Raw genomic sequence first — 23,745 nt, 5'->3', positions numbered from 1 at the left:
AGTCCATCAATCGCGTTGGACTCGATACGACATAGGAGAGAGCATGATGCTGTGTGTGGTGAACCGCAATGCGGGGAACGGAAGAGGAATAGGGATCTGGCGCAGCGTAGAGGACTGTCTGCGGCGATTCGACATTCCTTACGACTCCAGTATTACACGGACGGCGGAAGAAGCGGAGGAGGCGGTCCGGCACTATATGGAGCGCAATCCCGGCGCTCTCATCGTCGTGATCGGAGGAGACGGCACGATTCATCGCCTGCTGCCGCTGCTAGTCGGAACGGAAGCAACCCTGGGCATTATCCCCGCGGGTTCGGGCAATGATACGGCGCGCGGCTTCTCCCTCCCGATGGATCCGCTGGAGGCGCTGCTTACGATTCTCCATGGACAGCGGTCGATCGTCGATCTGATTTATGCGAACGGCCAATGGACGCTGACCGCGCTCGCGACCGGATTCGATGCGGATGTGGCGCAATACGTGAATGCGAGCCGCTTCAAAAGGTGGTTCAACCGTCTTGGCATCGGCTCGCTCGCGTATCTCTACGGCTTGCTGCACACCTTATTCCGCTTCCAGCCTGCAGACGCGGACATTGTCGTGGACGGCGATGCCCGCTCCTTCAAGGGCGTCTGGCTGGCTGCTATTACGAACGTCCCCTATTACGGAGGCGGTATCCCGATCTGCCCGGATGCGGAAGCCGGGGACGGAGTACTGGACGTGTGCGTCGTGCACGGCTGCAGCCGCTGGGCGCTGCTGCGGCTCTTCCCGACCGTATATTCGGGCCGCCATCGGACGCTTCCGTATGTTACTATGTTGCGCGGCCGGCAGATAGGCATCCACTCCGAGGTCCGCCGCTGGACATACGGAGACGGTGAGTGCGTCTCGGCTACCCCGCTGCACGCCGCTGCCGCTCAAGGCAAGCTGCAGATGATGATTCCGGCGCGCTCACGCTGACCGGCACGCTATGCCCGCTGTCATGATGCCGGAATTATGGCATCATCCGGACAGCCAGTTACTATCGTGAAAGGAGAATGATATCGGATGGCCAAATCAAAAGTAAGCTCTTTTTTTGAAGAGTTCAAGCAATTCGCCGTTCGAGGCAACGTCATCGATCTCGCCGTCGGGGTGATCATCGGAGGCGCCTTCAACAAAATCGTCACCTCTGTTGTCAACGATCTCGTCATGCCGCCGATCGGGAAGCTGCTGGGCGGCGTGAACTTCAAGGATCTGTTCATTCCGCTCGATCCGGATCTGGTCGTGAACGGACAACCCGTCTCTTCCATGTCGCTTGCCCAAGCGCAAGAAGCCGGAGTTGCCGTCATTGCCTACGGACAATTCATCAATGTTGTCATCGATTTCCTGATTGTGGCCCTCTGCGTATTCCTCATCGTGAAGGGTACGAATATGCTGCACCGCCGGAACAAAGCAGAGGAGGCGCCAGCGGAACCGACAACGAAGGAATGCCCATACTGCCTCTCGGAGATCCCGAAAGAGGCCGTACGATGCGCTCATTGCACATCCATGCTGGACGAGTCCGGCGCACGAGCCTAGCAGGCCAGCATGAAGCAAGGCCTTCTTCCCTGACATGCGGTGATCCGCATGCAGAGAAGAAGGCCTTTCGTGCGCATTGCCAGACAAGTCCGCTCCGCGCTCCGGTTCGTTACATCGGCCGGTTCGGCTTGTTCATCAATTGTTCGGCGATGGCGCGCAGCTGCATGTCCGGGGTGTAGGACTCCTCCCCGATATCCAGCTTCTTGACGCGAAGCTCTTCAATATCGCCATCGTTCGTATCCGGCTCGAAAATCAAACTGTGTTCATCCGTGCAATGCACGTTATATCCCATCATCCGGAACATCTCTTCCAGTTCCGGCGTCGTCGGCTTCTTCCCTTCCTCCGTCATGACCAGCCCGCGCAGCTTCGCAATCTCTCCTTCTCCGCGGTGTACGGCATCAAAATGAACAATGCATTCCATCTGACTTCCTCCTCTATGCTGTCGCCCGGCTTGGTTCCATCCGATGGTAGACTGCCCTTCGCGCCACGCCCGATGCACCGCGCATCAAGCTCCCTTGATAGCTTGGCCTGGCAGAACGACGCATCACATTTCTCACTATATTGATCAATACGCAATGAATTGATTCGCGTTGCAGGAAATTGTTTCATTTTTCACAAAGTTCGAAAATTAGTCAAAATATTTGGCCATAATCTCCTCAATACGCTCGCCGAAGCGCCGTTGGCCATCACGATCCATCTCCCGCTCCAACTCGTACAGCACCGCCTCTTGCAAAAAATGGCTCAGGACAAGGCGCGTCACGGCTGGATGCTCCGTCAATAACGCTTTGGTCGCATGGCCGCTGCCCCGCGCGCCAATCAGCGTCTCCCGGCGGTCGACGACAAAGGCGAAATGCCGCGGCTCGCTCTCCGCCGCCCCCGACATCGGCCAAATCCGTTCGGTCGTCCGGCCTTCATGCCCGGCGATCGACCACAGCACCTTCACTCCCCGCGCTTCCGCCAGCAGCAGCTCCTCCCGCAGTACGGCCGCTTCATCAGGCCATACATCGACGATAATCTCCCGCTCCGCCTCATGCAGCGTGCGCTTGATCGTATCCGCTACGGCCCGCTCCCCTTCGACGCTGTAGAAGGAGCTTCCATCCGCTTCCGCCGCAGGCATATGCTGCTGCACATAGCGCAGCGATGTCTCCAGACGGGTCGCCAGCAGCTTCGTCAGCTCCTCTGCCGGAAGCGCCGCATAATGCGATGGATCGCCTTTGCGGTGAAGGATGACACCCTGATCGACGAGGCGCTGCAGCGCGGCATAGACGTTGGATCGCGATACCCCCAGTTTTTTTGCGATTTCATATCCGGTCATTGCGCCCTGCTCAGACAAACTTACAACAATCTTAGCTTCCATTTCCGTGAACCCGAGCGCTCGTAAATGCGATACGAGTCCTTCCATCAGGCCAGCCTCCCACTCTACGAATACATGTGTCAGATACCAAGGCTGTTCACCTGGCGTTCCCTGTTGTCATTGTAACTCAAACCGGAGTTTTTTTCATCGAATACCGTCGCTATTTGTCGACAGCGTACATAAAAAAGAGAACCCTCAGGTTCTCTTCAAGTCGTCCCCCGACTCGCTTCCGTTTATATAAAAGGCGTGCCGCAGCGCTCGCACCACTTCGCCTCCGGCTCTGCGGCGGAGTTGCAGTTCGGGCAGCGGCGAACGGAAGGCTCCTTCGGCCTCCTGGTAACGGGCCTGCCGCCGACGGTAATATTCATCTCCCGTCCGGACCGGCTGGACTCCAGAGGAGGGATGGAGAATTCCTCCTTCTGCCTTGTCGGGGGAGACGAGAGCCGGTCCGGATGGTACGTGTAGCGAACATCCTCCTCGCACTCCTCATCTTCCTCCGGCTGCAGCGGCTGCCACCGGACGTCGTCTTCCGCGGCGGGGGCCGATTCGGAGTCAGAGGACGGACGATGCGCATAGACTCTCGTCTCCTCTTCCTCCTCGCCCCATTCCTCGTCCAGCTCGAACAGCTCCTCCGGAGCCTCCGGCAGCTTCCGGCCGCAGGCAGCGCAGTATTTCGAAGTTATCGGCGCCACTTCTCCGCACTCGCATCGCTTCTCATGGCGCAGCTCGCTCACCTTCCACTCCAGCTGCTTGATCTCTTCTTCCAGCAGCAGATTCGTGTCTCCAAGCGCCATAATCTCATCTTCCGCTTGCGTTAAATCCTTCTTTTTATAGGCATCATATACCCGTTCGCCGATGAGATACACATTCTGCTCGATCTCTTTGCGCCGGGCCGCAATCTGTGATTGCAGACGATTGATTTCAATGACATTTTGCGCCTTCTCCGATGCTTTGTTGGCGCCTGCTTTTAACTTTTGCAATATTCGATTCATAAGTAATCCCTCCCTTTCCATGCCCGCTGTTGAACATGGCCCCTTAACCCTATACACAGGACGGCGCGGATCGAAACAGACCCTTCACACAATCGGGGTACTGCTCCCTCCGTTCTGCCGGGCGGGCATGCCTTCCGTTGTCGTGCAGAGCCGGTTCCAGAACCAAGCCTCTTGTTCAACGTATGCGCAACTTTTACGGAACATGTACAACAACTGCTTCACAATTCCGAGCGCCCGCAAGCCCGCTCATGTTCGCCCATGATGTATCGGGGGTGCTTTATTATACTACGAAGGAACCCGCGATTTCTATGGGAAAGGAGATGCCTTTTTGGGCCAAGCATGCGGCGCCCGCGGCTCCATTCCGGAACGGCTGGGTATGGATTGCCAGCTGGGCGTGCTTTGATATTCTGCCCCCCAATCCGTTACAATAGAAGTAGCATACGGGCATATCCGGTAATCCATTTGCCGATGTCTCTTGCATATTACGCAATTACACGAGGAGATTCGTATGGCACAGACCGATATCATTATGAAGCAGTACGAAGAAGTGAAGCAACTGCCGACATTGTATCAATTGGCTCTGGAAGAGCTGGAGACCAAGATCAAGGTCATCCAGGCGGAGTGGAAGCTTCGCAACGGCTATGAGCCAATCGAGCATATTAAGACACGTCTCAAGGAACCAAGCAGCATTTTCAATAAACTGCAGCGCAAGGGCCTTCCGCTCACCCTCGATTCGATTGTGAACAAAATCTATGACGTCGCTGGAATGCGGATCGTATGCGCGTTCGTCAAAGATATCTACCTGATTCTCGATCATTTGAAGACCCGCGACGACATTCGGATTATGGAAATTAAGGACTATATCGCCAATCCGAAGGCGAACGGCTATCAGAGCCTTCATATTATTCTCCAGGTGCCGCTTGTCCTGTTCGAGGATACGCGCTGGATATATGTGGAGATACAACTGCGGACGCTGGCCATGGATTTCTGGGCGAGCCTGGAGCACATCATTTATTATAAATTCGAGCAGCAGGTGCCTTCTCATGTCATTAAGGAATTGACGGAAGCAGCCAGAGCCGTGGATGAGCTGGATCGGAAAATGCTTGACTTGCGCAAGGAGATACTGTCTTACAATCATGAGGACTGGCTCAAAGGAATCGAGAACGGCCTGTCTCTGCGCGACATCACCTCAGCGCCATAGTGTGTGCGAGGCTCGCGTTCCCATTCTCCCGCAGCGGACTCCGGAAGCCTGGGCAGCATGGTGATCCTCTTAGGTGCAGCAGCCATCCAGCATAAAAAGCGGGCGGCTGATGCACCTTATCAAATGACGCCATGAATGCGGACATGCTCAGGCGGACCTTCAGGGCCGTCTGTCTTGTCGCGCCGCGTCCACCATACTCGGGAAGGCAAAGGAGGCCTTGCATATGCCAAAGCCGGATAACCGCGCGGACAATGCCGCGCATATTCAGAATGCAATCGACAATACCGTAGAAAATCTGCGGGAGAGCGAGCAGTATTTGTCGGCGCATGAAGATGAAATAAGCGAAGGCGAGCAAGCGCAGCTGAAGGCGAAGAATGAACGACGACGCCACAGCATCGAATCGCTGGCGGACGAGCGCCGCGACGAGCAGCCGTACGCCAAAGAGTAATCCGTACGCATAGAGAACCGGGGGAAGGGGAGCTTCCTCCGGTTCTTTGCGTGGCCTTAGCGTGGCGTGTGCCCTCTCTTTTCCCTCGCCCGATTGCTCATACATCCTCTTGCTCACCTTCCCTTAGCGTCATATTCGCTTCCTTTTGTCCATTATCCCATTCGCTCATATACAGAAACTTTACACCCGTTTTCTTCGCTCCTCCCGGCTCTCCTTCTCCGCCAGCCGCTGCCGTGCGAGCGGAGCAGCAGACAACAGCCAACGGACGGACCGTGCCCGTGAGTTCGGAGTTCGATCTTCAACCGCCCAAGGCACAAAACAAGCCGAAGACAGGTCCCCTATCTCCGGCTTTCATTTTCGTATTTTCGTATAAGAATAAATGCTATTGCAAAAATTGCTCCAGTGTCGTTCCTTCGCTATATATCGCGTTGGCTGCTTCCTTCCCGACATAGCGGATATGCCATGGCTCGTATACATACCCGGTAATCGATTCGCCATCCTGCGGATAGCGGATGATGAAGCCATATTCATGAGCGTGCTCCGCAAGCCATTTTCCTTCTTCCGAATCGCCGAATACCTCTTCCAACACATTGCCTACGCTTGGGCTGGAGACGTCAATCGCCAACCCGGTCTGGTGCTCGCTCGTTCCCGGAACGGCACTGACGCGGGAAGCGTACTCTTTCCCTTGCGTCTCGACATAATGATTGAATAGAGACTGCTGACGCTGGTACGAACGATAGCCCGAGACGGCGTTCAGCGTGATGCCATCCTGCTCCGCTCCAGCGAACAGCGCTTCCAGCGCTTCGGCCGCTTCCTTGCGCATATGACGCTTCTCATGCGGCTCATCGAATGAGAACTTGACATTAGGCTCTACCAAATCCGGAGGCTCATATCCATCCGGCAAATATCGCTGCTTATTGACGACAACCATCGTCGATTCTTCATTCGTTACGATTGCTCGTCCGTCCTCTTCCTGTACCGTGTTCGCCAAGGCGAATTCCGACTTCATCTGCGCAATGGTGTCGACGGCCCCTTCATTGCCCGTATCGCTTCCGGGATCCGCTGAATTATCAGGATCGGGAGATGGCGTCAGAGCCGGATCAACCTCGGTCTGGCCCGATTGCGGCGTTCCCGCCTGATTGCTGCTCGATGTCTGGCAACCGCTAAGCAAGAGGGCTACACCCAATGCTGCGATTAGACACCGGACTGCCATACGGTTCTGGTTCATTCGAGTATCCCCTCTCTCAATCTTGACTCGCAGCTTGCTGCTAGATTGAGAGTCTATTATATCGCATTCTATCAGCGATTTCGAATAGTAAGAGATTTACCGTATTCCCTGAAATGACAGTCACACTTCTCCGGCTCCGGCGATATGCTGTAGTACGATCGCATACGGAGGGATCCGCCGTGCAATCAACTTGGACAGCCCGCCCATGGGCTGTACCTGCAACGTAATCAGCATTGCCGCATTGAACCGCAGTCACAATCTCGGCCGCCACTTTCTCGGCCAAGGAGGTGATATCAGATGAAGCAGAGACATCCGGTAATTGGAATTTTCACATACCGCAAGGGCACCTGGTTCACGGAATCCTTCGTGTTCCGCCAATGGGTGGAGATCGGCAGGAAGCTGGGGGCTAATGTGTACGTATTCAATGAATCAGACATCCGCCTGCGCCACAGGCAGATTCGCGGGTTCAAGTTCACCCGTTCAGGCTGGACCGCCGCAATAGAGCCTTGGCCCGACATCGTCATCGATCGGAGACGCAGCAATTGGAACGCCGCCTTCCGCATCATGCGGAACCGTTCGCTTTTCCCCTATGCCAACGATAAATTCGTGCTCAAGTCCAAAGCGTTGGAAATGTTCTCCGCCGATGAAAGAACCGCTCGCTGGCTTCCGAAGACAATGCTTTATTCCGAACGGAATCTGAGAAGCATGCTGGCCACCTATCCGCTTATCTATGCGAAGCCAAGCAATGGAACCGGCGGGATGGGCGTCGTCCGCATCCAGGCGAAGCAAGGCAGGTATGAAGTATGGGGACGGAAACGAAGCTTCGGGCTTCGCAATGTCCGGCTCCGCCATCAGGGCGAGGTCGTTCGCTGGCTCGCGCATTGGACCCGATCGCAGCGCATTCGCAACGGCTCATTCGTCCTTCAGCAGGGCATTGATACAGAGCTGCTGCCCGAAAGAACCGCCGATGCCCGCGTCCTTCATCAAAAAAACGGAGAGGGCAAATGGGTAACGACAGGTATGGCTATCCGCGTCGGCACGCCGCGCAGCCCGAATTCCAATCTGGCGGGTCAACGGGGCAGTGCAGCGCTGCCGTTCCTTCCGTTCATGGAGAAGCACTTCGGGCTAGAGCAGGCGAAAGCCATTGAAGAGGAATGCCGCTGTGTGGCACAGCGCCTGACCGAGGTGATCGAGGATAAGATCGGCTCCTTGTTCGAACTCGGGATCGACCTGGCCGTAGATAAGGCAGGCAAAATATGGTTGCTGGAGGTCAATCCGAAGCCGAGCCGGGATCTGTTCCGCAAAATCGGCGATACGGAAGCGTACCGGAATGCCTTGACGTATCCGATCGCCTATGCAATGTATTTGGCCCGGCAGCGAAAAGAGAAGGCGATGCACAAGATTGTCCAAATTCATGATCAGCCTCGGGAAAAGATAGCCGTCCTAGAGCTGAAAGAAAAACCAGTACAAGTAGAAATACAAGTACAACAAGAGAAACCGCCATCAGAGCAACAAGTAGAACAACAACAGGAACCGGTTCAGGAGCGCGAGCAAGGTCAGCAGTTGAAGCAAGACGGAGAGCAACAGCGCCTCCTTCCGGTCAACGGGCCCGGCCCGAATGCGAAGCATGAGGAGGCTCACAAATCGCACCCGCTCTCCTATCGCTCCACCGATGCCCCGGCCTCCTGATTCAGCATAAGAACCCGCCAAGCCTAACCGGCTTGGCGGGTTCTTCGTCGGGGGCTTGATGGCCCGCAATTCGCTCCTACCTCATACGGTAAAAGCACCGTCATTGTTGTCTTCTCCAATTCGAGGTTACACGGATACGGTCCCTTCGCTTGGCGCCGATTCCGTGTTGAAGTCAATCTCCCCGTCCGGCTGGTGATGGAACGCCTCGCGGTCGAATTCGCCCTCGCTGCTGGCGACAAGCAGGGAGGCGACGGTCGTTCCGGTCGCGTTCACCGTGGTGCGGGCCATATCGACGATCGCATCCACGCCGAGCACAAGCGCGAAGCCCTCGAGCGGCAGACCGGCCTGCACCAGCACGACCGTCGTCGAGATCGAGGCCGGACCCGGCACGCCGGCCACGCCGACGGAAGCCAATGTTGCGGCGCCGATGATAAGGAGATAATCGGCGATGTTCAGATCAATGCCGTAGACCCGGGCGATGAACACGGCGACGACAGCCGGGTAGATGCCGCCGCAGCCGTTCATGTTAATTGTCGCCCCGAGCGGCGCCACGAAGCTGGCTATCCGGTCCGAGACCTTCATCCGCTTCGTAATCACCTCCAGGTTAACAGGCAGCGTAGCGTAGCTGCTGCGCGTCGTGAAGGCGACCGCCATCGTCGGGTACGCCTTCTTGAAGAACCGGATCGGATTGACGCGGGCGCCGAATGCGACAAGCGATCCGAACGTAATAATCATATGGATAAGGCACGCCGCATAGACAGCAATAATGAACCAGCCCAATTCCTTCAAGGTGGACAGTCCGTATTTCGCGGACATCGATGTCATGAGCCCAAGCACTCCGTAAGGCGTCAGCCGGATAACGAATTTGGTGACGCGGAACATAATATGAGAGAACGATTGGAAGAATGAACGAACCGGCTGGACCCGCTCCGGGTTCCGCGTCCCTTCGAATATGATGGCGACGGCGATGAACGCGGCGAAGATGATGACCGGCACTACCTTGCCTTGAGCCATCTCGTTAATCGGGTTCGACGGAACGAGGTCAAGTATCACCTGCCGGAAGCTCGGAATCTCGCGCGCCTGGAAATCTTGGGCCGCATCGCCGTTCTGGGCGATGCCGGAACCGGGATCGATGACCAGCGCCGTCCCCAGGCCGATAACCGCCGCGATCGCGGTCGTAATCAGGAAGAGCGCAATGGTCTTCGTCCCGAGCTTTTTCAAGACGGCCGGATCTTTAACGGAAGTAATGCTTGTAATGATGGCGGCGAAGACGAGCGGCATGACCACCATTTTGATAAGGCTGACATACAGCGAGCCCAGAATGCTGACGTCCGCAGCCGCCGGACCGAACAGCGCCCCCAACGTCAGCCCGAGCGCCATCGCCAGCAGCACGCGCAAGCCGAAGCCGACCTTCTTCTTCGCCAGCCACCACAGCAGAATGACGAGCAGCAGGGCAACGCCCCAGCTTGCATAGACATTCCAGTCCCGCAATATAATCCAAGATTGTTCGTTCATGATCCGCCCTCCTGATAACTTATAATTCCAACATGGTTAATGGGTATTATAAGAATAGGGAGAGCGAACGTCAATTGTTTTTTGCCGGAGCCTGGTCTGGCGTTACTGGAATCTTCCGGTCCAGAAATCTCCCGTTACGGAAAATTTCCCCTTGGCAGCAACGGGAACCATACCGAACGGGATCGCCTCCCGCCATCATAAATGGGGGCCGATCGGGACTTAACGGCGTCTTCCCCATACAAGGCATCCCGGTCCGCGAGCGTCTTGATCAAGCGCTCCCCGATCTTCTCGCGGAGCCGGCGGATATGGGTATCCCCGTCCTCTCGTCGCCCTCGTAGTCGAAGCCCCATCCTTGATCGAGAGCGCATTCCGCGTCAAAATTCGGCTCCCAACGCAGCAAGTGATGCGGTTCCTCATTCCGCCTGTTCCGCCAGGTTCCTTTTGGGCCGTGTCCTGGGGTGCCTGGGGCGATGCAAACGTACTTTACTAGCCGTTATTGGCAGCAGCTTCCCAAAGTGCTGCATAAACCAGGCTGTTGAGAAAGTGCAAGGGATTTTGTGGCCCTTCATTTTTTATGTGGCGGATCTCGTCTCTTAGTAGAAAAAAATCGATTTAAAACGCTATGGGTGCCAAGTTTTGAGTAGGAGAATGGACAATCTCCACGTAAAAAACAGGGGTTTTCCAACGGCCTGAAAACTGCACCATTACCCTAGGCACGTCTATCCGGTAGGCGAAATCCGCAAAACTCCACGATTTCTCCAGACACGCCTAATCGGTAAGCGAAATCTGCAAAACTGCACGATTTCTACGCTTATTAGGCAAGCGAAATCCTGCGCAAATACAGCAATTCGATATGGACGACTTTCCCAGAAAGGGAATCCTGCAAAACTGCAGGAATTTCACCCGTTTCGCTTCGGCTTGAAGCAAAAGGGCCTAAAATGCTGTAGATTTGCAGCAATTCCTCGGGATGTGGACTCATTGAGCCAAAATTCCTGTAAAATAGCAGCAATTCCCTCCACACGTTCAAACCCCAGGAGGCAATGATGCTTCCTGAAGGCGATGATGCCCCCAGGATCCGACGCGGACTCTTGGATCCCGTAAAATCAGGCCGTTAAAAAGTCCATGGGGATTTTCAACGGCCTGTAAACGCAGGCTTTCCCCCAAAGCCGGCTTGCGACAATTCGAGTCCCGCAAATTTACATCAATTTGGAACGATATCGGCTCAAATTAGAAATTAGTAGGGGAATTGCTGCGCTGTCGCAGGAATTTGGTGGGAATAAGAAATTTTAGCGAGACAATACGGCGCTTTTGCAGTAATTTTCTAAGGATGCACGGCATGAGGTGAGGGTGCGCGGCATGAGGATGCACGGCATGAGGATGCTCAGCGAGGATGCTCACCATGAGATTCACAACATGAGATTCACAGCATGAGGATAAGCATCATTTGTAAACTGGCATCTGCCCTTGGAATGGCCTAGAAGGGTTTACTATGAGACTTTCTCACTATCCAGTTTAACCCTATTTACCTTTTAATTCCTTACTTTTTGTAGGTTTATAATCGGCATCAGATACTTGCGCAGATATAGTGTCATCACTTTTAGAAATTTCCTTGTTATCCTTAGTGAGCGCTATGATTTGGAATTCGGTTCCCTCAAATCCCTCCATATCCATTAACCAAACTCTGGCATCTGTCCCCTCAATAATTTTAGCTTGCGCTTCCCTATTCCGTTCCTTTTCAATAATTTTAATTTGAGTTATCTCTGGATTTCTAATCATGCCAAAATACATAGGGGAGGATGTTTTTCCTATACCCGGAAAATACATATACGTAAAACCAAACCGATCTAGCGATGAATTAATATCTCCTTGTGCACCACTATAAATCACTTTATAGTTACCGAATCTTTTTTTTACAACAGCCACTGAAAAATCATTGTTACTCAGTTGATGGTAAAAGACGATAATACCATGCTTCGTGTTTTCTTCATGGATAATATCGATCCGCTCCGGATGTGATGTGCTTAGTGCTTCTTGTATGGTTTTTGAACTACTATTGTACATTACGATAAAAAAAGAAAAAAACAGTAACACGACAACAAACACAATTAATCTTTTGTTCATAAAACCTCTCCTCCTTTCTTTACAGCTACAACCAAAGTATAGTATCGAACTTCGAAAGTCTTCTATAATATCGATTACTTTTCTATGGAGTTACCATGACAAGAATGGGGAAGCACAGTTAAGGGGCCGCTCCCATAGCGGGAACAGCCCCTGATGCATTATATCCGGTTCGCAGTTCAGGCTTACTTTTTCAGATTGTCCCAGGCCTTTTGGAATTCATCGAACATTTTATCCTTGTCGGCTTTGCCCGCGATATAGGCCTGAATCGAGTTCCCGAATTCCTGCGTGGCGCCATCCGGGTATTTGAACCAGTTCCAGCTCAGGACGCGATTGTCCTGGCTATACTGCATTACATCGGCCGCGATGTCGCCCAGATCATCCGCCGTCGCGTCGATCGTCGACATAGCCGGAATGAACTTGAACTCCTTGGCAATATACTCCTTGCCGATATCGGAGGTAACCATCCAGTTCAGGAACGTCTTCGCTTCTTCCTTCACCTTGGAGTTCTTGTTGACGACCCAGTTGTTCGGTACGCCGACGAGCAGCTTGTCATTCTTCGCCGCATCATTGTCAATCGGCATCGGAAGCACGCCGAGATTCAAGTTCGGGTCGATGCCGTCGATCTGAACCTGGGTCCAGTTGCCCTGCTGCATCATGGCGGCTTCGCCCTTGGCGAACAGCGTCACCTGCGTGTTATAGTCGGTCGTCAGCGGGTTTTTGTTGCCGTACTTCACCGTCAGGTCAAGCAGGTTCACCCAGTTCTCGAACTCCGGATTGCCCTTGAACTTCGCGCTGCCGTCGCTCAGCCCCTGAATAAAGGCATTCGTATCCGGCTGCTGCGCGAAAGCGACGTTCAAGTTATGAATTCCGAGAATCCACCATTCCTGATAGCCGTTGGCAAATGGCGTAATCCCGGCTGCCTGCAGCTTCTTCGCGGCATCCTCCAACTCAGCCAGCGTCTTCGGCACTTCGGTAATTCCCGCCTTGGCGAACAGATCCTTATTGTAGATGAAGCCGTACCCCTCCAGGTTCATCGGCATGCCGTACAGCTTGCCGTCCTGTGTCATCGGTTCCTTCGCCAGCGGGAGCACGTCCTTCACCCACGGCTGATCCGACAGATCCTCCAGATGCTCGAACCAGGTCGTCAGCTCCTGGAAGCCGCCGTTATTGAAGATGTCGGGCGCATCATTGCCTGCGAATTTGGCCTTGAGCGCAGCGCCATAATCCGCTCCGCCGCCAACTGTCTGAATATCAAGCTTGATGTTCGGGTGCTCCTTCTCGAATTCCCCCTTCAGCCGGTTCAGCGCCTCCGCGATTTCAACCTTGAATTGGAAAATCTTCACCGTCTTCACGTCCTGCTTGGCATCCGTCCCGGTTGAAGAGGACGCATCTCCGCCCGCGTCCTTCGCTCCGCAGCCCGCGAGCATTACCGATACCGCCAGAATCATGACCAACGACCATTGTGCCATTCGTCTCATTTGCTAGACCTCCCCTTATGTGTATACCTGATTTTGATGCTGTTGTGTAGCTTAACTGTTGTGTAACTTAATGGTTGCGTAACTTAATGGTTTGTAACTTAATCGTTTGTAACTTAATCGTTTGTAACTTAATCGTTTGTAACTTAATCGTTGTGCAGTTTAACTGTATTATGAAGGGCTATGAAGGCCGACGATCCGCCGTCTGCGGCAGTGACAGCCGCTTGCTTCCTCTTCAGTATAAGGCCTATCATGCAAGCGGTTACACCGAGAGAATTGACCGAACAGGTGCAATTCATTGACCATCGAAGATCAGGGATGCTTCCAGCCTGCGGCCGATGGGTAATGACGTACCAATTGAGGCATACCGTTTACCCTTTAACCGATCCGGCCGTAATCCCTTCGATAATATAGCGCTGCATCGCCAGGAAGAAGACGACGATCGGCGTGATGCCCAGCACGAGCGCCGGCAGCGCCAAATCCCACTGCTTCGTATATTGCCCGAAGAACGCATAGGTCGCCAGCGGAATGGTGCGCAGCTCCGCGCTCTGCAGCATAAGGGACGGAAGCAGGTAGTCGTTCCAGATCCACAAGCTGTTCAAAATCGCCACCGTCACGAACATCGGCTTCAGCAGCGGCAGCACGATCCGCCAGAAGACCGCATACGGGGAACAGCCATCGACGACCGCCGCCTCTTCAATTTCTGCCGGTACCGACTTGACGAAGCCGTGGAACAGGAAGATCGAGAGCGGCGCCCCGAAGCCGAGATAACAGATGAGCAATCCCCAGATGCTGTCCATGAGATGCAAGGTTCCCGTCACCTTGACGAGCGGGATCATGATGGATTGGAACGGAATGACCATCGCCGCGACGAACACCATGAACAGGAACCGGTTGAACCGGGAATTATGCCGCACCATCCGGTAAGCGGCCATGGCGCTGAAAAGACCGATAAGCAGAATGCCGGCGACTGTCACAAGCAGCGAATTGCTGAACGCCTGCGGGAATTGCGTCATCTCCCACGCCTTGCGATAGTTCTCCCATTCGAAGGAGACAGGCCAGCTTGCGGCATTGCTCAACAGATCGCCGAACGATTTGACGGAATTGACAAGCAAAAAATAGAACGGAACGAGAAAGACGAGTCCGGCCAGCACCATCAGTCCTTCGGTCAGGAGCAGACGGCCGCCGTATTTGCGCGCGGATTCCATCAGCTCTCCACCTCCTTGCTCTTGGTGATTTTCACCTGAATCAGGGTAATGACGGCGACGATAACGAAGAACAAGAGCGCTTTGGCCGTACCGAGACCGTAGCGGTTATTTTGGAACGCCTCCAAATAAATGTTCAGCGCAACCGATTCCGTCGATTTAAACGGGCCGCCCTTCGTGAGCGACAGGTTCAGGTCGAACATTTTGAACGACCAGGAAATGGCCAGGAACAAGCAGACCGTCACCGCCGGCATGACGAGCGGCACGATGACGTGGCGCAGCACCTGCCCGCGGGAAGCGCCGTCAATCTCGGCCGCTTCGAGCACATCCTTCGGAATGTTCGTCATCGCCGCGATATAGATAACCATCAAGTAACCGGCCGTCTGCCAGACGAAGACGATAATAATGCCCCAGAACGCCGTCGTCTCGTCGCCGAGCCACGGCAGATTGAAGAAGCCGATGCCCGTCAGCTCGCCGATTGCGGCGAAGCCCTTGACGAAGATGAACTGCCAAATGAAGCCAAGCAGCAGGCCGCCGATGACGTTCGGCATGAAGAAGACGGTGCGCAGCGCATTGCGCAACTTGAGCGGCTTCGTCAGCACGTAAGCGAACAGGAAGCCAATCAGGTTCGTCAATACGATGCCTGCCACCGTGAACCGCAGCGTGAACCAGAAGGCCGGGAAGAAATCCGAGCCATTCGCGAAGATTTGTCTGAAATTATCGAGTCCTACCCAGGTTACCGACCCCGACACTCCATTCCAATCGGTGAAAGAATAGTACATGCCGAGCAGGAACGGAAAGACAACGATAATCGTAAAAAAGAATGCCGCCGGGCCGATGAAAAAAAGCTGTTGTCCGACTTGAGACCATGTTTTGCGCGACATTCGCCTCTCCCCTTTTCATGTTATGAATTTCATTCGTGTTCAGGAATACCTCTAGTATGACGCCCGATGTAAGCGGTTGCCACCGCTGCTGATGAACGAAAAGGTGCAATATATTGACCGCTCCCTGCGGAACGGGTACACTGTGACCGGAGGAGTTGAACATCTATGCGTTGGAACAGCATCCGCACCAAGCTTATTCTCTTCATGCTGATTGCGACGATCGTGCCGACGGTCGCGACAATGGTCGTGTCTTACAGCTATACGACCGACTCATTGAAGCGGCGGGCCATCGAAGAGAACCGTCAGCTTATGTTCCAAGGGAAGACCAATCTCGGCAACCTGCTGGACAATTTGAACCGGACCTCATTAGCGGTCTATACGGATCATGAATTTTTCCGGCAGCTCGAATTGGGCTATGACGATTACACCGCAGAAGCGAATACCTATGTCTCCTTGCAAAATATCGCCGCCGCGATGGGCGACATCTGGCAGGTTTATTTATACCGGAGCAAGCAGCAGCGGGCTACGCTCGTCATCCAAAGCCTGCCGCGGCGCATGCATGACGTTGCGCTCGACGAGAACGTCCGGCGCTATGCGCAGGATGGCATCAGCATGCAGCCGACCCATCTGAGCGGAATGTACGGCTTCAACGCGTCGCCTTATTATTTCCCGAGCATTCAAGTATTCACGCTCCACCGTCCCATCTACCGCATGCCATCCAGCGAGCGGCTGGGCTATCTGTCCATTGACGTCAAATTGGAAGCGCTGTCTCGGATTGCAGATCAGCTCTATGTCCGGGACAAGGAGCAGTTCTATCTGGTCGATGACGAGGGCGTCATTTTCTACTCGGGGGATCGAGAGGCGATCGGGCGCCCGTTCCAGGAGACTGGACACGATCTTGCCCCGTTCCTGGCGTCGCCAAGCGGCAGCATCGAAGCGAACGGCTCCCTCCTCGTTCATGAGCGGGTCGAGACGCCGCTGGTCAATATGACGCTTATCAAAATCATTCCCAAGCATGTGCTGCTGGAGGAAGCGAACCGGGCCGCCGTGGTCAACATGCTGCTGATCGCGCTCTCGCTCGTCGTCATCATTATCGCGACAATTATCGTATCGTTCCGGATTACCCGGCCAATCCGCCAACTGGTCCGCTATATTAGCCAGGTGCAGACCGGCAATCTGAACGTCGACATCCAGCCTGCCGGCAATGACGAGATCGGCGTCGTGTCCAAGCGTTTCCGCAATATGATGGACAGGCTCAACAATCTCATCGTGCGCGAGTATCAGCTGGAGATCGCGAACAAGACGAATCAGTTGAAAGCCCTGCAAGCCCAGATCAATCCGCATTTCATGAACAATGCGCTGCAATCGATCGGCACGCTGGCGCTGCAGCACAAGGCGCCTCAGATTTATAAGCTCGTCACGGCGCTCGCCCGCATGATGCGCTACAGCATGTATACGGACGAGAGCACGGTGACGCTGCGGGAGGAGATCGACCATGCCAAGGCCTACCTGCAGCTGCAGGCGCAGCGGTTCGAGAACGCCTTCGACGCGCGCTTCGACCTCGATCCGGCCACGCTGGATCTGTCCGTGCCGAAGATGACGCTCCAGCCGCTGATCGAGAATTATTTCAAGCACGGGCTGGAGCAGGAACGCTCCGGCGGCTGGCTGCGGATTGCCAGCCGGATTATCAATCGGCCGGCCGATGGCGAAGAGACGGGAATGATCGAGATTACCGTCGAGGACAACGGCCGCGGCATGCCGCTGCAGCGGCGCATCGAGCTGAATGAACGGCTGGAGGAGGTTCATCCGGAGCGGCTCGGCATCCGCACGAGCCACGATCTGTGGCGCGGCGCCGCAGCCGACGAGACCTCGTCGGGCATCGGGCTCGTCAATGTGCTGACGCGGCTCCAGTTGTTCAGCAACGGGCAGGCGAAGCTGCGGATTGGGGCCGTCGATCCGCATGGCACCCGCATCACGATACTCATCAAGGGGGAGCTAGACTCGAATGGAAGCGTTAATCATTGACGATGAGAAGCATGTCCGCGAGGCAATCCGGCTGCTGGTGAACTGGGAGGATCACGGGATCACGGCGATCCACGAAGCGCAGGACGGCCAGCAGGCAATCGAGCTGCTGGCCGCCTGCAAGCCCCAGATTGTCATGACGGACATGATGATGCCCCGGCTCGACGGAACCGGGGTGATGGAATGGATCACCCGCCATGCGCCCGCCTGCAAGGTCATTGCCATCAGCGGCCACGACGACTTCACGCTCGTGCGCCATACGTTGAAGCATGGCGGCATCGACTATATCCTGAAGCCGATCGATCCGGAGGCAATCAATGAAGCGGTTGCCAAGGCCGTGGAGGCGTGGCGGCATGAGGAGGCAGAGCGGCAGGCGAGCCATATGCAGCGCATGCAGGTGAACGAGTACAAGCCGCTCGTCTCGGAGAAGCTCTGGTCGAGCCTGCTCGACGATCCGGCGGTGTATGAAGCCAACGTCCGCCGGCTGGCATCGGAATTCGGCCTCCCGGCCGGCATCTCCCGCATTCGGCTCGCGATCGCCTGCGTGCCTGCGGGAAGCCGCGAATTCCGCGGCAAATTCGGTGATGATGTCCAGCTGCTGTTCTACACGCTGGTCAACATCGCCGCTGATTTTTTGAACCCGCCCGGGCGCATGCGGGGCGCGGCGTTCCGCTACTGGAGCACCGGAAGCGAGTTGGCGATCGTCCTATGGGAAGACGCCGCCGAGCTGGAGGGTGTGCTCCAGGGCATCAATGCCGGCTTGGCGCAGACGGTGCAGCGGAAGCTGCACTTCGGGACAAGCGGCAGCCAGCCCTTCCCCGCCGGCCTGAACGCGGCCTACGCGCAGGCCAAGGAAGCCCTGGCGCGGCGCAATCTGATGGAGGCCGGCATCGAGGTGCATCCGTTCCGGGGCGGAACGGAGCCGGGGGAAGCCCCGGCTGCGCCCGTCCGCTTGACCGCCGCGGCGGACGATTGGGCCTTGGCGGCGCATAGCGGCCAGGCCGATCAGCTCGCGGCCGCCGTCCGGCGCTGGAGCGAGCCGCTGCGCAGCCGCGGCGTGCTGACGCCGGCGATGCGGGGGCAGTGCCTGAAGGAATGGGAGGCGCTTCGCACCCGCCTCGTGCAGGAAGCCGCCCCGGACAGCGCGGCGGCCTCCGGCCTGCTCGGGGAACTGGAGGCGGAGGATCCGCTCCGTCAGCTGTCGGATCGGGACAGCCTGACCTGGGAAGAATGGGAGCGGCACTGGCTGGAGGCGCTGCAGCGCCTGTCCGATGCCCTGTCCGCCCAGCAGGGCCGGGAGCAGCACATTATTTTCGATATCGCCCGCTATGTGGAGCAGCATTATAACGAGGAGCTGTCGCTGCAGGATATGGCCCAGCGGTTCTATGTCAGCCGCGAATACATTTCCCGCAAGTTCAAACAGCAATTCGGCATTAATCTGTCCGACTACTGGACAGGCATCCGCATCGAGAAGGCGAAGCGGCTGCTGCTGAATCCCCATCTCCGCATCGCTCAGGTCGGCGAGATGGTCGGCTATCAGGACGAGAAATATTTCAGCAAAGTGTTCAAAAAGATGGAGGGCGTCTCGCCCAACCTGTACCGCAAGCAGCATGGCGGAGCGTAACAAATAGAACAAGACCCTGAATCTGCCCCATCGGGCAGAGAATTCAGGGTCTTGTTGGCTTATCCGGGCACTGCACGGGAACGATTCGGCCGGCAGCCCCTCCTTAGGATTCCGGCTCTGCGCCGGACACTGGCTAGGGAGGGCGCGGATTCGCCCGCCTGACTCACATTGGCTGCGGGCTCACAAGCAAAGAAGCTTCACCGGCCTTTGGCCCCTGCCGCCGCGGCCCCGTGCTTCGTCTCTGGCCCGTTCCCGCCGCTCCGCCCCTTGTCCTTGGACTTCCCCTTCTGCCTCAACCAGGCCAGACCGAGCAGCAGCACAGGATAGACAACCTGCACCATGGCTGAGAAGAGGGGCTCGGTCGTCATGAACAAGTCGATCATGTCCTGGATATTATCGGTAATCCAAAAGGTCATGATGACCATGAGCAGGCCGATCGGGAACACAATCGGACGGTAGTCTTCCAGCTTAAGCCATTGCGCGGTGCCGATGACCAGGATATAGTACCACGTAATGACCTGCACGAAGCCGCTCAGCACCCACAGCACCATAATGATGGCTTCCATATGCTCGAAAAAATCGCCCAAGCTGATATAACGGGAAGCCGCAAAGATAGGGAAGGTGAACATGGAGCTCAGCGTCCCGAAAAACCAGAGACAGGTCAAATTCGTGACGACCATCGTGAACAGCATGAGCGCCACGGCCGACATGCCCCATTTCCACTTGCTCCGGCTTCCCTTGACGAAGGGAAGGATCAGACCGGCCAGCGCGAACTCCATGAACCAGGTCAGCGGCAGGATCGAGCCTTTCCAGACCGGCCCCCACCCATGCTCCAGCACGGGGAACGTCTGCATCACATCCAGGTTAGGAATCAGCATGAGAGGGATGACGACGATAAATCCGAGGAACACAGGCGCGATCAACATGGAGAACCGGCCGATGACCTCGATGCCGCCCCGAATCGCCACCGCGCAAATAAAGATGAAGCAGAAGACAACGACCGGCTGGGGAGTGCGGATCAAGACAGAACCAACGATGAATTCCCCATATTCGCGCGTAATCAGGCCGGTGCCGTGCCAGATGAAAAGCAGGACGACGACGTTGGCCGCTCCGCCAAGCCACCGCCCGAGCAGAAGCTCGGCTTGCTGGACTAGCGTCAGTTCCGGATAATACGAATGCAGCTTCAGCACGACGGCCAAGGTGAAGAACCCCGTCACCGAGCCGACGATCGGAGAGAGCCACATATCGTGCTTCGCGAACTGCGCGGAGATGGTAGGCAGTGCCAGCACCGAAGTCGCCCCGACCATCAAATACAACAGCATGCTTAATTGCGGCCATGTAATCCGTCCCCGTTCCATCCCCTCATCCTTCCCCCTTCATCCATAACAACATTGGCAAATAGATCCAGTCGGTAATCCGCCGCGGCAGATTCTGCTTGGAAACGAAGGAAATCGTAAGCCCGCATCCCCATGCGAACGCGGTCAAGACCAAGAAAGCCTTCTGCTCCCGCTTGCCGGTGTGCTTGCGCCGCAGCCATTCGAACGCCATCATCAACAAAATGATCAGGCTGATTCCTGAAAAAAACATCATTCCCATTCAGTCTTCCCCCACCTTTTTCTTCATTGGGCTCGTCGCGCTGCCCGAGCGGGCAATATTCACCGATACACTCGTGTCCAGCACCATCTCGCTGTAAATGCGGCGCCACTCCTTTTGCATGAAGGCATTCCATTCCTTCGGATATTTGCGGTGGACCTTCTCGGCAAAATCAAATATATCGGTGTGCCACTTCTCCTGCGTCGTGCGAACAGAATGCTGGACCGTCTTGATAACCTGCTTCTCCAGCTCTTTTTCCGCCTTCTCATTCTGCAGCATGTCCGTAATGTCGAAGTGAGAATTGTTCTGAACGACGTCCGCGTTCGCGCGAATGCGAATCCGCATCGTTAGCTTCTTCCCGTCCCAGTGCGGCGTCGTATCTACCAGATTGCGCCTTACCCGGAGAGACAAGCATTCTTTGGGCGCATCGCAATAAGAGACGTAGAGGCGCTTATTTTCTCCCCGAAGCCACAGTAGGCCCTCGGTCTCTTTCTCGGACAGTCTGCCGACATAACGATCCTTGGAAATAATTCCCATACCTACGACAGAAGGAACTTCGCCGCCCAGTTGATTGTCCGTCCAGGCCACAAGCGGCGCGTAGGTCGCCTTGGATTCTCCGTACAGCCGCTGCGCCGCCTCCAGCATCGAGACGCCCAGCGCGGTCCGCGATCGGGCCAAATCCTTGAACATCGCGGCTACGTTCTCATGAAGCATCGTCTTGAACCGCAAATAATTGCTCGCCTTCCCTTCCGTCAGGAAGACGAAGGCATGCAGCCGCGGCGATTGGAAGCGGAGCAGGAAGTCGATATGCTCAAGCAGCCCTTCTCTGGCCAAATCCTGACTGATGAAATAAATCTCCGCATGCCCCCAGAAAATATAGCGGGGGACGTTGTTCTGAAGATTGTACAGCGCCTCGCCGATGGTCGCTCCGCTCGCGGAGAAGTGCGTCGTATCCCCTCCCTTCTCGCCGGCGGTACCGGAAGATTCTTGAACCTCTCCGCCGCTCTTGGGTACAAAAACTTCCAGGCTAACTTGAACACCGCCCTGCTCGGTCTTGTCGAAGGCCGCTGATAAAATGATCGTCAAATCTTCAATCTCGGTCCGATCCCAGCAGCCGGCGAGCAGCGCTCCCATCAAGCCGACCATCGCGCCAAGGAAGACATGGCGGACGGCTCGCGGAAGGTTAGGCATCTTCTTCGGCATGACATGCCTCCTTTCTGCAGCTCATGAGAATCTCGATTCAAGGGTGCGGATCGCCTTCTTCCCTGCGGTTCGGCTGCTGTCTGGACGCGGCGCGTTCCATTGGCAGATCCTCCACCCATACCGGAAGCCGCAGCAAGGTGTCCTTCAGCTGCCGCAAGCGGATCGGGGAGAATCCCGTCAAGTAAGGCGTCCCGAACGACTTGAGCGTCAATAAATGCGTCATCAGCAGAATGACGCCCATCATGAGGCCGAGCAGGCCAAGGAAGCCCGACAGCAGCATGATCGGGAAGCGGAGCAGGCGAATGGCGATACCCATCGTATAATGCGGAACGAGGAAGGAAGCGATGCCCGTAATGGCCACCACCATGACCATCGGCGCCGACACGAGACCCGCCGAGATTGCCGCTTGTCCGATGACAAGCGCGCCGACAATGCTGACCGCCGAACCAATCTGCTTCGGCAGGCGCGCTCCGGCTTCGCGCAGCGCCTCGAACATGACTTCCATTAACAGCGCCTCGAACAAGGCGGGAAAAGGCACATGCGCACGGGCCTTGGCCATCGTCAGCAGCAGATTGGTCGGAATCATCTCCTGGTGAAAGGTAATAATGGATACGTACAAGGACGGTCCGAGCAAAGCGACGAACAAGGAGACATAACGCAATAGGCGGAGTGCTGTCCCGAATATGGCCCGTTCGTAGAAGTCCTCGGCCGATTGCACGAAGGAGTCGAACAAGGCCGGCACGATGAGCACGACCGGGGAGCCTTGAACCAGGATCACGACCCGGCCCTCCAGCAGATGCGAGGCGGCTACATCCGGCCGCTCGGTGGTGACCGCCTGCGGGAACGGAGAGTACGGATTGTCTTCAATGCTCTGCTCGACATAGCCGCTGTCGAGCACACTGTTGAGGGAGATGCTGTCCAAGCGCCGCCTCACCTCTTCGATCAGCGGCTCGTTCGTGACGCCCTCGATATAGGCGAACGTGATCGCGGTCTTCGTCATCTGCCCCTTCTTCAGGGTCTCCATCTTCAGGCTCGGCGTACGGATGCGAAGGCGAAGCAGCGACGTGTTCGTCTGCATATTTTCCACGAATCCTTCGCGCGGCCCCCGCACGACCGCTTCCGCTTCCGGCTCCTGAATCTCCCGCTTGTCCCACTGCATCGCCTCGATCGCGATGACGAACGAGGTGTGATGCGTAATAAGCAGCGTATAGGCGTTCAGCAGCAGCTCCAGCGCTTCATCCATCGATTCGATGACTTCCGCCTTCGAGGTGAAGAGGGTATCGATAACGTCGCTCGCCCGGGGAGGCCGAGGCCGTCCTTCTGGCTCCCGGTATCTGGTGACGAGCGGCTGGACGACATGCTCATCGAGGCTCTTATCGTCGATCAGCCCGTCGATGTACACGAGCGTGGCTTCCTCCCCGTTCTGGAACGCGATTGGTGAAAAGACGACGTCCGAACAACGTTCGAACAGTTGCTTCAATATTTGAATATTTTCCGTGCCTTCATCGGACCATTGGACCTTCTTGGCGCGTCCTGTCAGCTGTTCCAAGGCGGTTCCCCCTAACCGGACAATCTTTCCTTACCCGTTAGATTGTGGAGGGCTTGGCCGTTTTATGCGTTGACATGCGTGGTTCGGCGTGATATA

General features: G+C 55.9%; 20 protein-coding genes. 7 read left to right on the top strand and 13 right to left on the bottom strand.

Annotated features, from left to right (window positions below):
- Nucleotides 1–43: 43 nt before the first annotated feature.
- On the top strand, nt 44–949 hold the full coding sequence (locus tag FLT43_RS19250; RefSeq protein ID WP_244194317.1) for a diacylglycerol/lipid kinase family protein: 906 nt from the start codon (nt 44–46) through the stop codon (nt 947–949).
- A gap of 87 nt (nt 950–1,036) precedes the next feature.
- Nucleotides 1,037–1,546 carry a large conductance mechanosensitive channel protein MscL gene (mscL, locus tag FLT43_RS19245; RefSeq protein WP_087444054.1) on the top strand — a complete coding sequence of 170 codons (510 nt, stop codon included), beginning with the start codon at nt 1,037–1,039 and terminating at the stop codon, nt 1,544–1,546.
- Between the two features lie 109 nt (nt 1,547–1,655).
- On the opposite strand, the gene FLT43_RS19240 is transcribed toward mscL, so the two are convergent.
- From FLT43_RS19240 to FLT43_RS19230, 3 genes are all read right to left on the bottom strand, one after another.
- Nucleotides 1,656–1,967: a dipeptidyl aminopeptidase gene (locus FLT43_RS19240; protein WP_087444055.1), complete on the bottom strand. Its 312-nt coding sequence runs from the start codon at nt 1,965–1,967 to the stop codon at nt 1,656–1,658.
- A 207-nt stretch (nt 1,968–2,174) separates the two neighbouring features.
- Nucleotides 2,175–2,948 (bottom strand): TrmB family transcriptional regulator, encoded by a 774-nt coding sequence (locus tag FLT43_RS19235; RefSeq protein WP_087444056.1) that lies wholly within the window; start codon nt 2,946–2,948, stop codon nt 2,175–2,177.
- A gap of 185 nt (nt 2,949–3,133) precedes the next feature.
- Nucleotides 3,134–3,892: a zinc ribbon domain-containing protein gene (locus tag FLT43_RS19230; RefSeq protein WP_087444057.1), complete on the bottom strand. Its 759-nt coding sequence runs from the start codon at nt 3,890–3,892 to the stop codon at nt 3,134–3,136.
- A 508-nt stretch (nt 3,893–4,400) separates the two neighbouring features.
- On the opposite strand from FLT43_RS19230, the gene FLT43_RS19225 reads away from it, so the two are divergent.
- Entirely contained in the window at nt 4,401–5,093 is a 693-nt protein-coding gene (locus FLT43_RS19225) for a GTP pyrophosphokinase (protein WP_087444058.1), read from the top strand.
- Nucleotides 5,094–5,316: 223 nt separating this feature from the next.
- Nucleotides 5,317–5,541 (top strand): small acid-soluble spore protein Tlp, encoded by a 225-nt coding sequence (gene tlp, locus FLT43_RS19220; RefSeq protein WP_087444059.1) that lies wholly within the window; start codon nt 5,317–5,319, stop codon nt 5,539–5,541.
- A 382-nt stretch (nt 5,542–5,923) separates the two neighbouring features.
- On the opposite strand, the gene FLT43_RS19215 is transcribed toward tlp, so the two are convergent.
- Entirely contained in the window at nt 5,924–6,769 is an 846-nt protein-coding gene (locus tag FLT43_RS19215) for a M15 family metallopeptidase (RefSeq protein WP_087444060.1), read from the bottom strand.
- Between the two features lie 297 nt (nt 6,770–7,066).
- Here FLT43_RS19215 and FLT43_RS19210 point away from each other — a divergent pair, with 297 nt between their 5' ends.
- Complete coding sequence (locus FLT43_RS19210; RefSeq protein WP_087444061.1) at nt 7,067–8,458, top strand: YheC/YheD family endospore coat-associated protein; 1,392 nt, start codon at nt 7,067–7,069, stop codon at nt 8,456–8,458.
- 126 nt (nt 8,459–8,584) lie between these two features.
- Here the strand turns inward: FLT43_RS19210 and FLT43_RS19205 are convergent, their stop codons facing one another.
- The 5 genes from FLT43_RS19205 to FLT43_RS19185 all read right to left on the bottom strand — a co-directional run bounded on the left by FLT43_RS19205 (nt 8,585) and on the right by FLT43_RS19185 (nt 15,658).
- The gene (locus FLT43_RS19205) at nt 8,585–9,973 is read right to left on the bottom strand and encodes a dicarboxylate/amino acid:cation symporter (RefSeq protein ID WP_087444062.1); all 1,389 of its coding nucleotides are present in this window, start codon (nt 9,971–9,973) and stop codon (nt 8,585–8,587) included.
- A gap of 1,518 nt (nt 9,974–11,491) precedes the next feature.
- Nucleotides 11,492–12,094, bottom strand: coding sequence for a hypothetical protein (locus tag FLT43_RS19200; RefSeq protein ID WP_087444063.1), 603 nt, complete (start codon nt 12,092–12,094; stop codon nt 11,492–11,494).
- 182 nt (nt 12,095–12,276) lie between these two features.
- Entirely contained in the window at nt 12,277–13,572 is a 1,296-nt protein-coding gene (locus FLT43_RS19195) for an ABC transporter substrate-binding protein (protein ID WP_087444064.1), read from the bottom strand.
- A 368-nt stretch (nt 13,573–13,940) separates the two neighbouring features.
- A complete protein-coding gene (locus FLT43_RS19190; protein WP_087444065.1) occupies nt 13,941–14,777 on the bottom strand; it encodes a carbohydrate ABC transporter permease in 837 nt (278 codons plus the stop codon).
- Nucleotides 14,777–15,658 carry a carbohydrate ABC transporter permease gene (locus tag FLT43_RS19185; protein ID WP_087444066.1) on the bottom strand — a complete coding sequence of 294 codons (882 nt, stop codon included), beginning with the start codon at nt 15,656–15,658 and terminating at the stop codon, nt 14,777–14,779. The genes FLT43_RS19190 and FLT43_RS19185 overlap by 1 nt, the downstream gene beginning before the upstream one ends.
- A 165-nt stretch (nt 15,659–15,823) precedes the next feature.
- On the opposite strand from FLT43_RS19185, the gene FLT43_RS19180 reads away from it, so the two are divergent.
- Complete coding sequence (locus FLT43_RS19180) at nt 15,824–17,683, top strand: sensor histidine kinase (protein ID WP_087444067.1); 1,860 nt, start codon at nt 15,824–15,826, stop codon at nt 17,681–17,683.
- The gene (locus FLT43_RS19175) at nt 17,664–19,304 is read left to right on the top strand and encodes a response regulator (RefSeq protein ID WP_087444190.1); all 1,641 of its coding nucleotides are present in this window, start codon (nt 17,664–17,666) and stop codon (nt 19,302–19,304) included. Before FLT43_RS19180 ends, FLT43_RS19175 begins: the two co-directional genes overlap by 20 nt.
- Nucleotides 19,305–19,501: 197 nt before the next feature.
- Here the strand turns inward: FLT43_RS19175 and FLT43_RS19170 are convergent, their stop codons facing one another.
- The 4 genes from FLT43_RS19170 to FLT43_RS19155 are packed head-to-tail and all read right to left on the bottom strand — an operon-like array spanning nt 19,502 to nt 23,649.
- Nucleotides 19,502–20,662 carry a GerAB/ArcD/ProY family transporter gene (locus FLT43_RS19170; RefSeq protein WP_087444068.1) on the bottom strand — a complete coding sequence of 387 codons (1,161 nt, stop codon included), beginning with the start codon at nt 20,660–20,662 and terminating at the stop codon, nt 19,502–19,504.
- A gap of 4 nt (nt 20,663–20,666) precedes the next feature.
- Nucleotides 20,667–20,900 carry a hypothetical protein gene (locus FLT43_RS19165; protein ID WP_087444069.1) on the bottom strand — a complete coding sequence of 78 codons (234 nt, stop codon included), beginning with the start codon at nt 20,898–20,900 and terminating at the stop codon, nt 20,667–20,669.
- Nucleotides 20,901–22,100 (bottom strand): Ger(x)C family spore germination protein, encoded by a 1,200-nt coding sequence (locus tag FLT43_RS19160; RefSeq protein ID WP_087444070.1) that lies wholly within the window; start codon nt 22,098–22,100, stop codon nt 20,901–20,903.
- Between the two features lie 37 nt (nt 22,101–22,137).
- Complete coding sequence (locus tag FLT43_RS19155; RefSeq protein ID WP_087444071.1) at nt 22,138–23,649, bottom strand: spore germination protein; 1,512 nt, start codon at nt 23,647–23,649, stop codon at nt 22,138–22,140.
- Nucleotides 23,650–23,745 lie beyond the last annotated feature (96 nt).

The sequence above is a fragment of the Paenibacillus thiaminolyticus genome, from assembly GCF_007066085.1.
GTDB lineage: Bacteria > Bacillota > Bacilli > Paenibacillales > Paenibacillaceae > Paenibacillus_B > Paenibacillus_B thiaminolyticus.
Note: the sequence above shows the minus strand (reverse complement) of the source record. Positions and strands in the feature narration are given on the sequence as shown.

What these genes read in the sequence shown, in the direction of transcription:
- FLT43_RS19250 (WP_244194317.1), top strand. Translation starts at nt 44, where the DNA reads ATGATGCTGTGTGTGGTGAACCGCAATGCGGGGAACGGAAGAGGAATA.
- mscL (WP_087444054.1), top strand. Translation starts at nt 1,037, where the DNA reads ATGGCCAAATCAAAAGTAAGCTCTTTTTTTGAAGAGTTCAAGCAATTC.
- FLT43_RS19240 (WP_087444055.1), bottom strand. Translation starts at nt 1,967, where the DNA reads ATGGAATGCATTGTTCATTTTGATGCCGTACACCGCGGAGAAGGAGAG.
- FLT43_RS19235 (WP_087444056.1), bottom strand. Translation starts at nt 2,948, where the DNA reads ATGGAAGGACTCGTATCGCATTTACGAGCGCTCGGGTTCACGGAAATG.
- FLT43_RS19230 (WP_087444057.1), bottom strand. Translation starts at nt 3,892, where the DNA reads ATGAATCGAATATTGCAAAAGTTAAAAGCAGGCGCCAACAAAGCATCG.
- FLT43_RS19225 (WP_087444058.1), top strand. Translation starts at nt 4,401, where the DNA reads ATGGCACAGACCGATATCATTATGAAGCAGTACGAAGAAGTGAAGCAA.
- tlp (WP_087444059.1), top strand. Translation starts at nt 5,317, where the DNA reads ATGCCAAAGCCGGATAACCGCGCGGACAATGCCGCGCATATTCAGAAT.
- FLT43_RS19215 (WP_087444060.1), bottom strand. Translation starts at nt 6,769, where the DNA reads ATGAACCAGAACCGTATGGCAGTCCGGTGTCTAATCGCAGCATTGGGT.
- FLT43_RS19210 (WP_087444061.1), top strand. Translation starts at nt 7,067, where the DNA reads ATGAAGCAGAGACATCCGGTAATTGGAATTTTCACATACCGCAAGGGC.
- FLT43_RS19205 (WP_087444062.1), bottom strand. Translation starts at nt 9,973, where the DNA reads ATGAACGAACAATCTTGGATTATATTGCGGGACTGGAATGTCTATGCA.
- FLT43_RS19200 (WP_087444063.1), bottom strand. Translation starts at nt 12,094, where the DNA reads ATGAACAAAAGATTAATTGTGTTTGTTGTCGTGTTACTGTTTTTTTCT.
- FLT43_RS19195 (WP_087444064.1), bottom strand. Translation starts at nt 13,572, where the DNA reads ATGAGACGAATGGCACAATGGTCGTTGGTCATGATTCTGGCGGTATCG.
- FLT43_RS19190 (WP_087444065.1), bottom strand. Translation starts at nt 14,777, where the DNA reads ATGGAATCCGCGCGCAAATACGGCGGCCGTCTGCTCCTGACCGAAGGA.
- FLT43_RS19185 (WP_087444066.1), bottom strand. Translation starts at nt 15,658, where the DNA reads ATGTCGCGCAAAACATGGTCTCAAGTCGGACAACAGCTTTTTTTCATC.
- FLT43_RS19180 (WP_087444067.1), top strand. Translation starts at nt 15,824, where the DNA reads ATGCGTTGGAACAGCATCCGCACCAAGCTTATTCTCTTCATGCTGATT.
- FLT43_RS19175 (WP_087444190.1), top strand. Translation starts at nt 17,664, where the DNA reads ATGGAAGCGTTAATCATTGACGATGAGAAGCATGTCCGCGAGGCAATC.
- FLT43_RS19170 (WP_087444068.1), bottom strand. Translation starts at nt 20,662, where the DNA reads ATGGAACGGGGACGGATTACATGGCCGCAATTAAGCATGCTGTTGTAT.
- FLT43_RS19165 (WP_087444069.1), bottom strand. Translation starts at nt 20,900, where the DNA reads ATGGGAATGATGTTTTTTTCAGGAATCAGCCTGATCATTTTGTTGATG.
- FLT43_RS19160 (WP_087444070.1), bottom strand. Translation starts at nt 22,100, where the DNA reads ATGCCGAAGAAGATGCCTAACCTTCCGCGAGCCGTCCGCCATGTCTTC.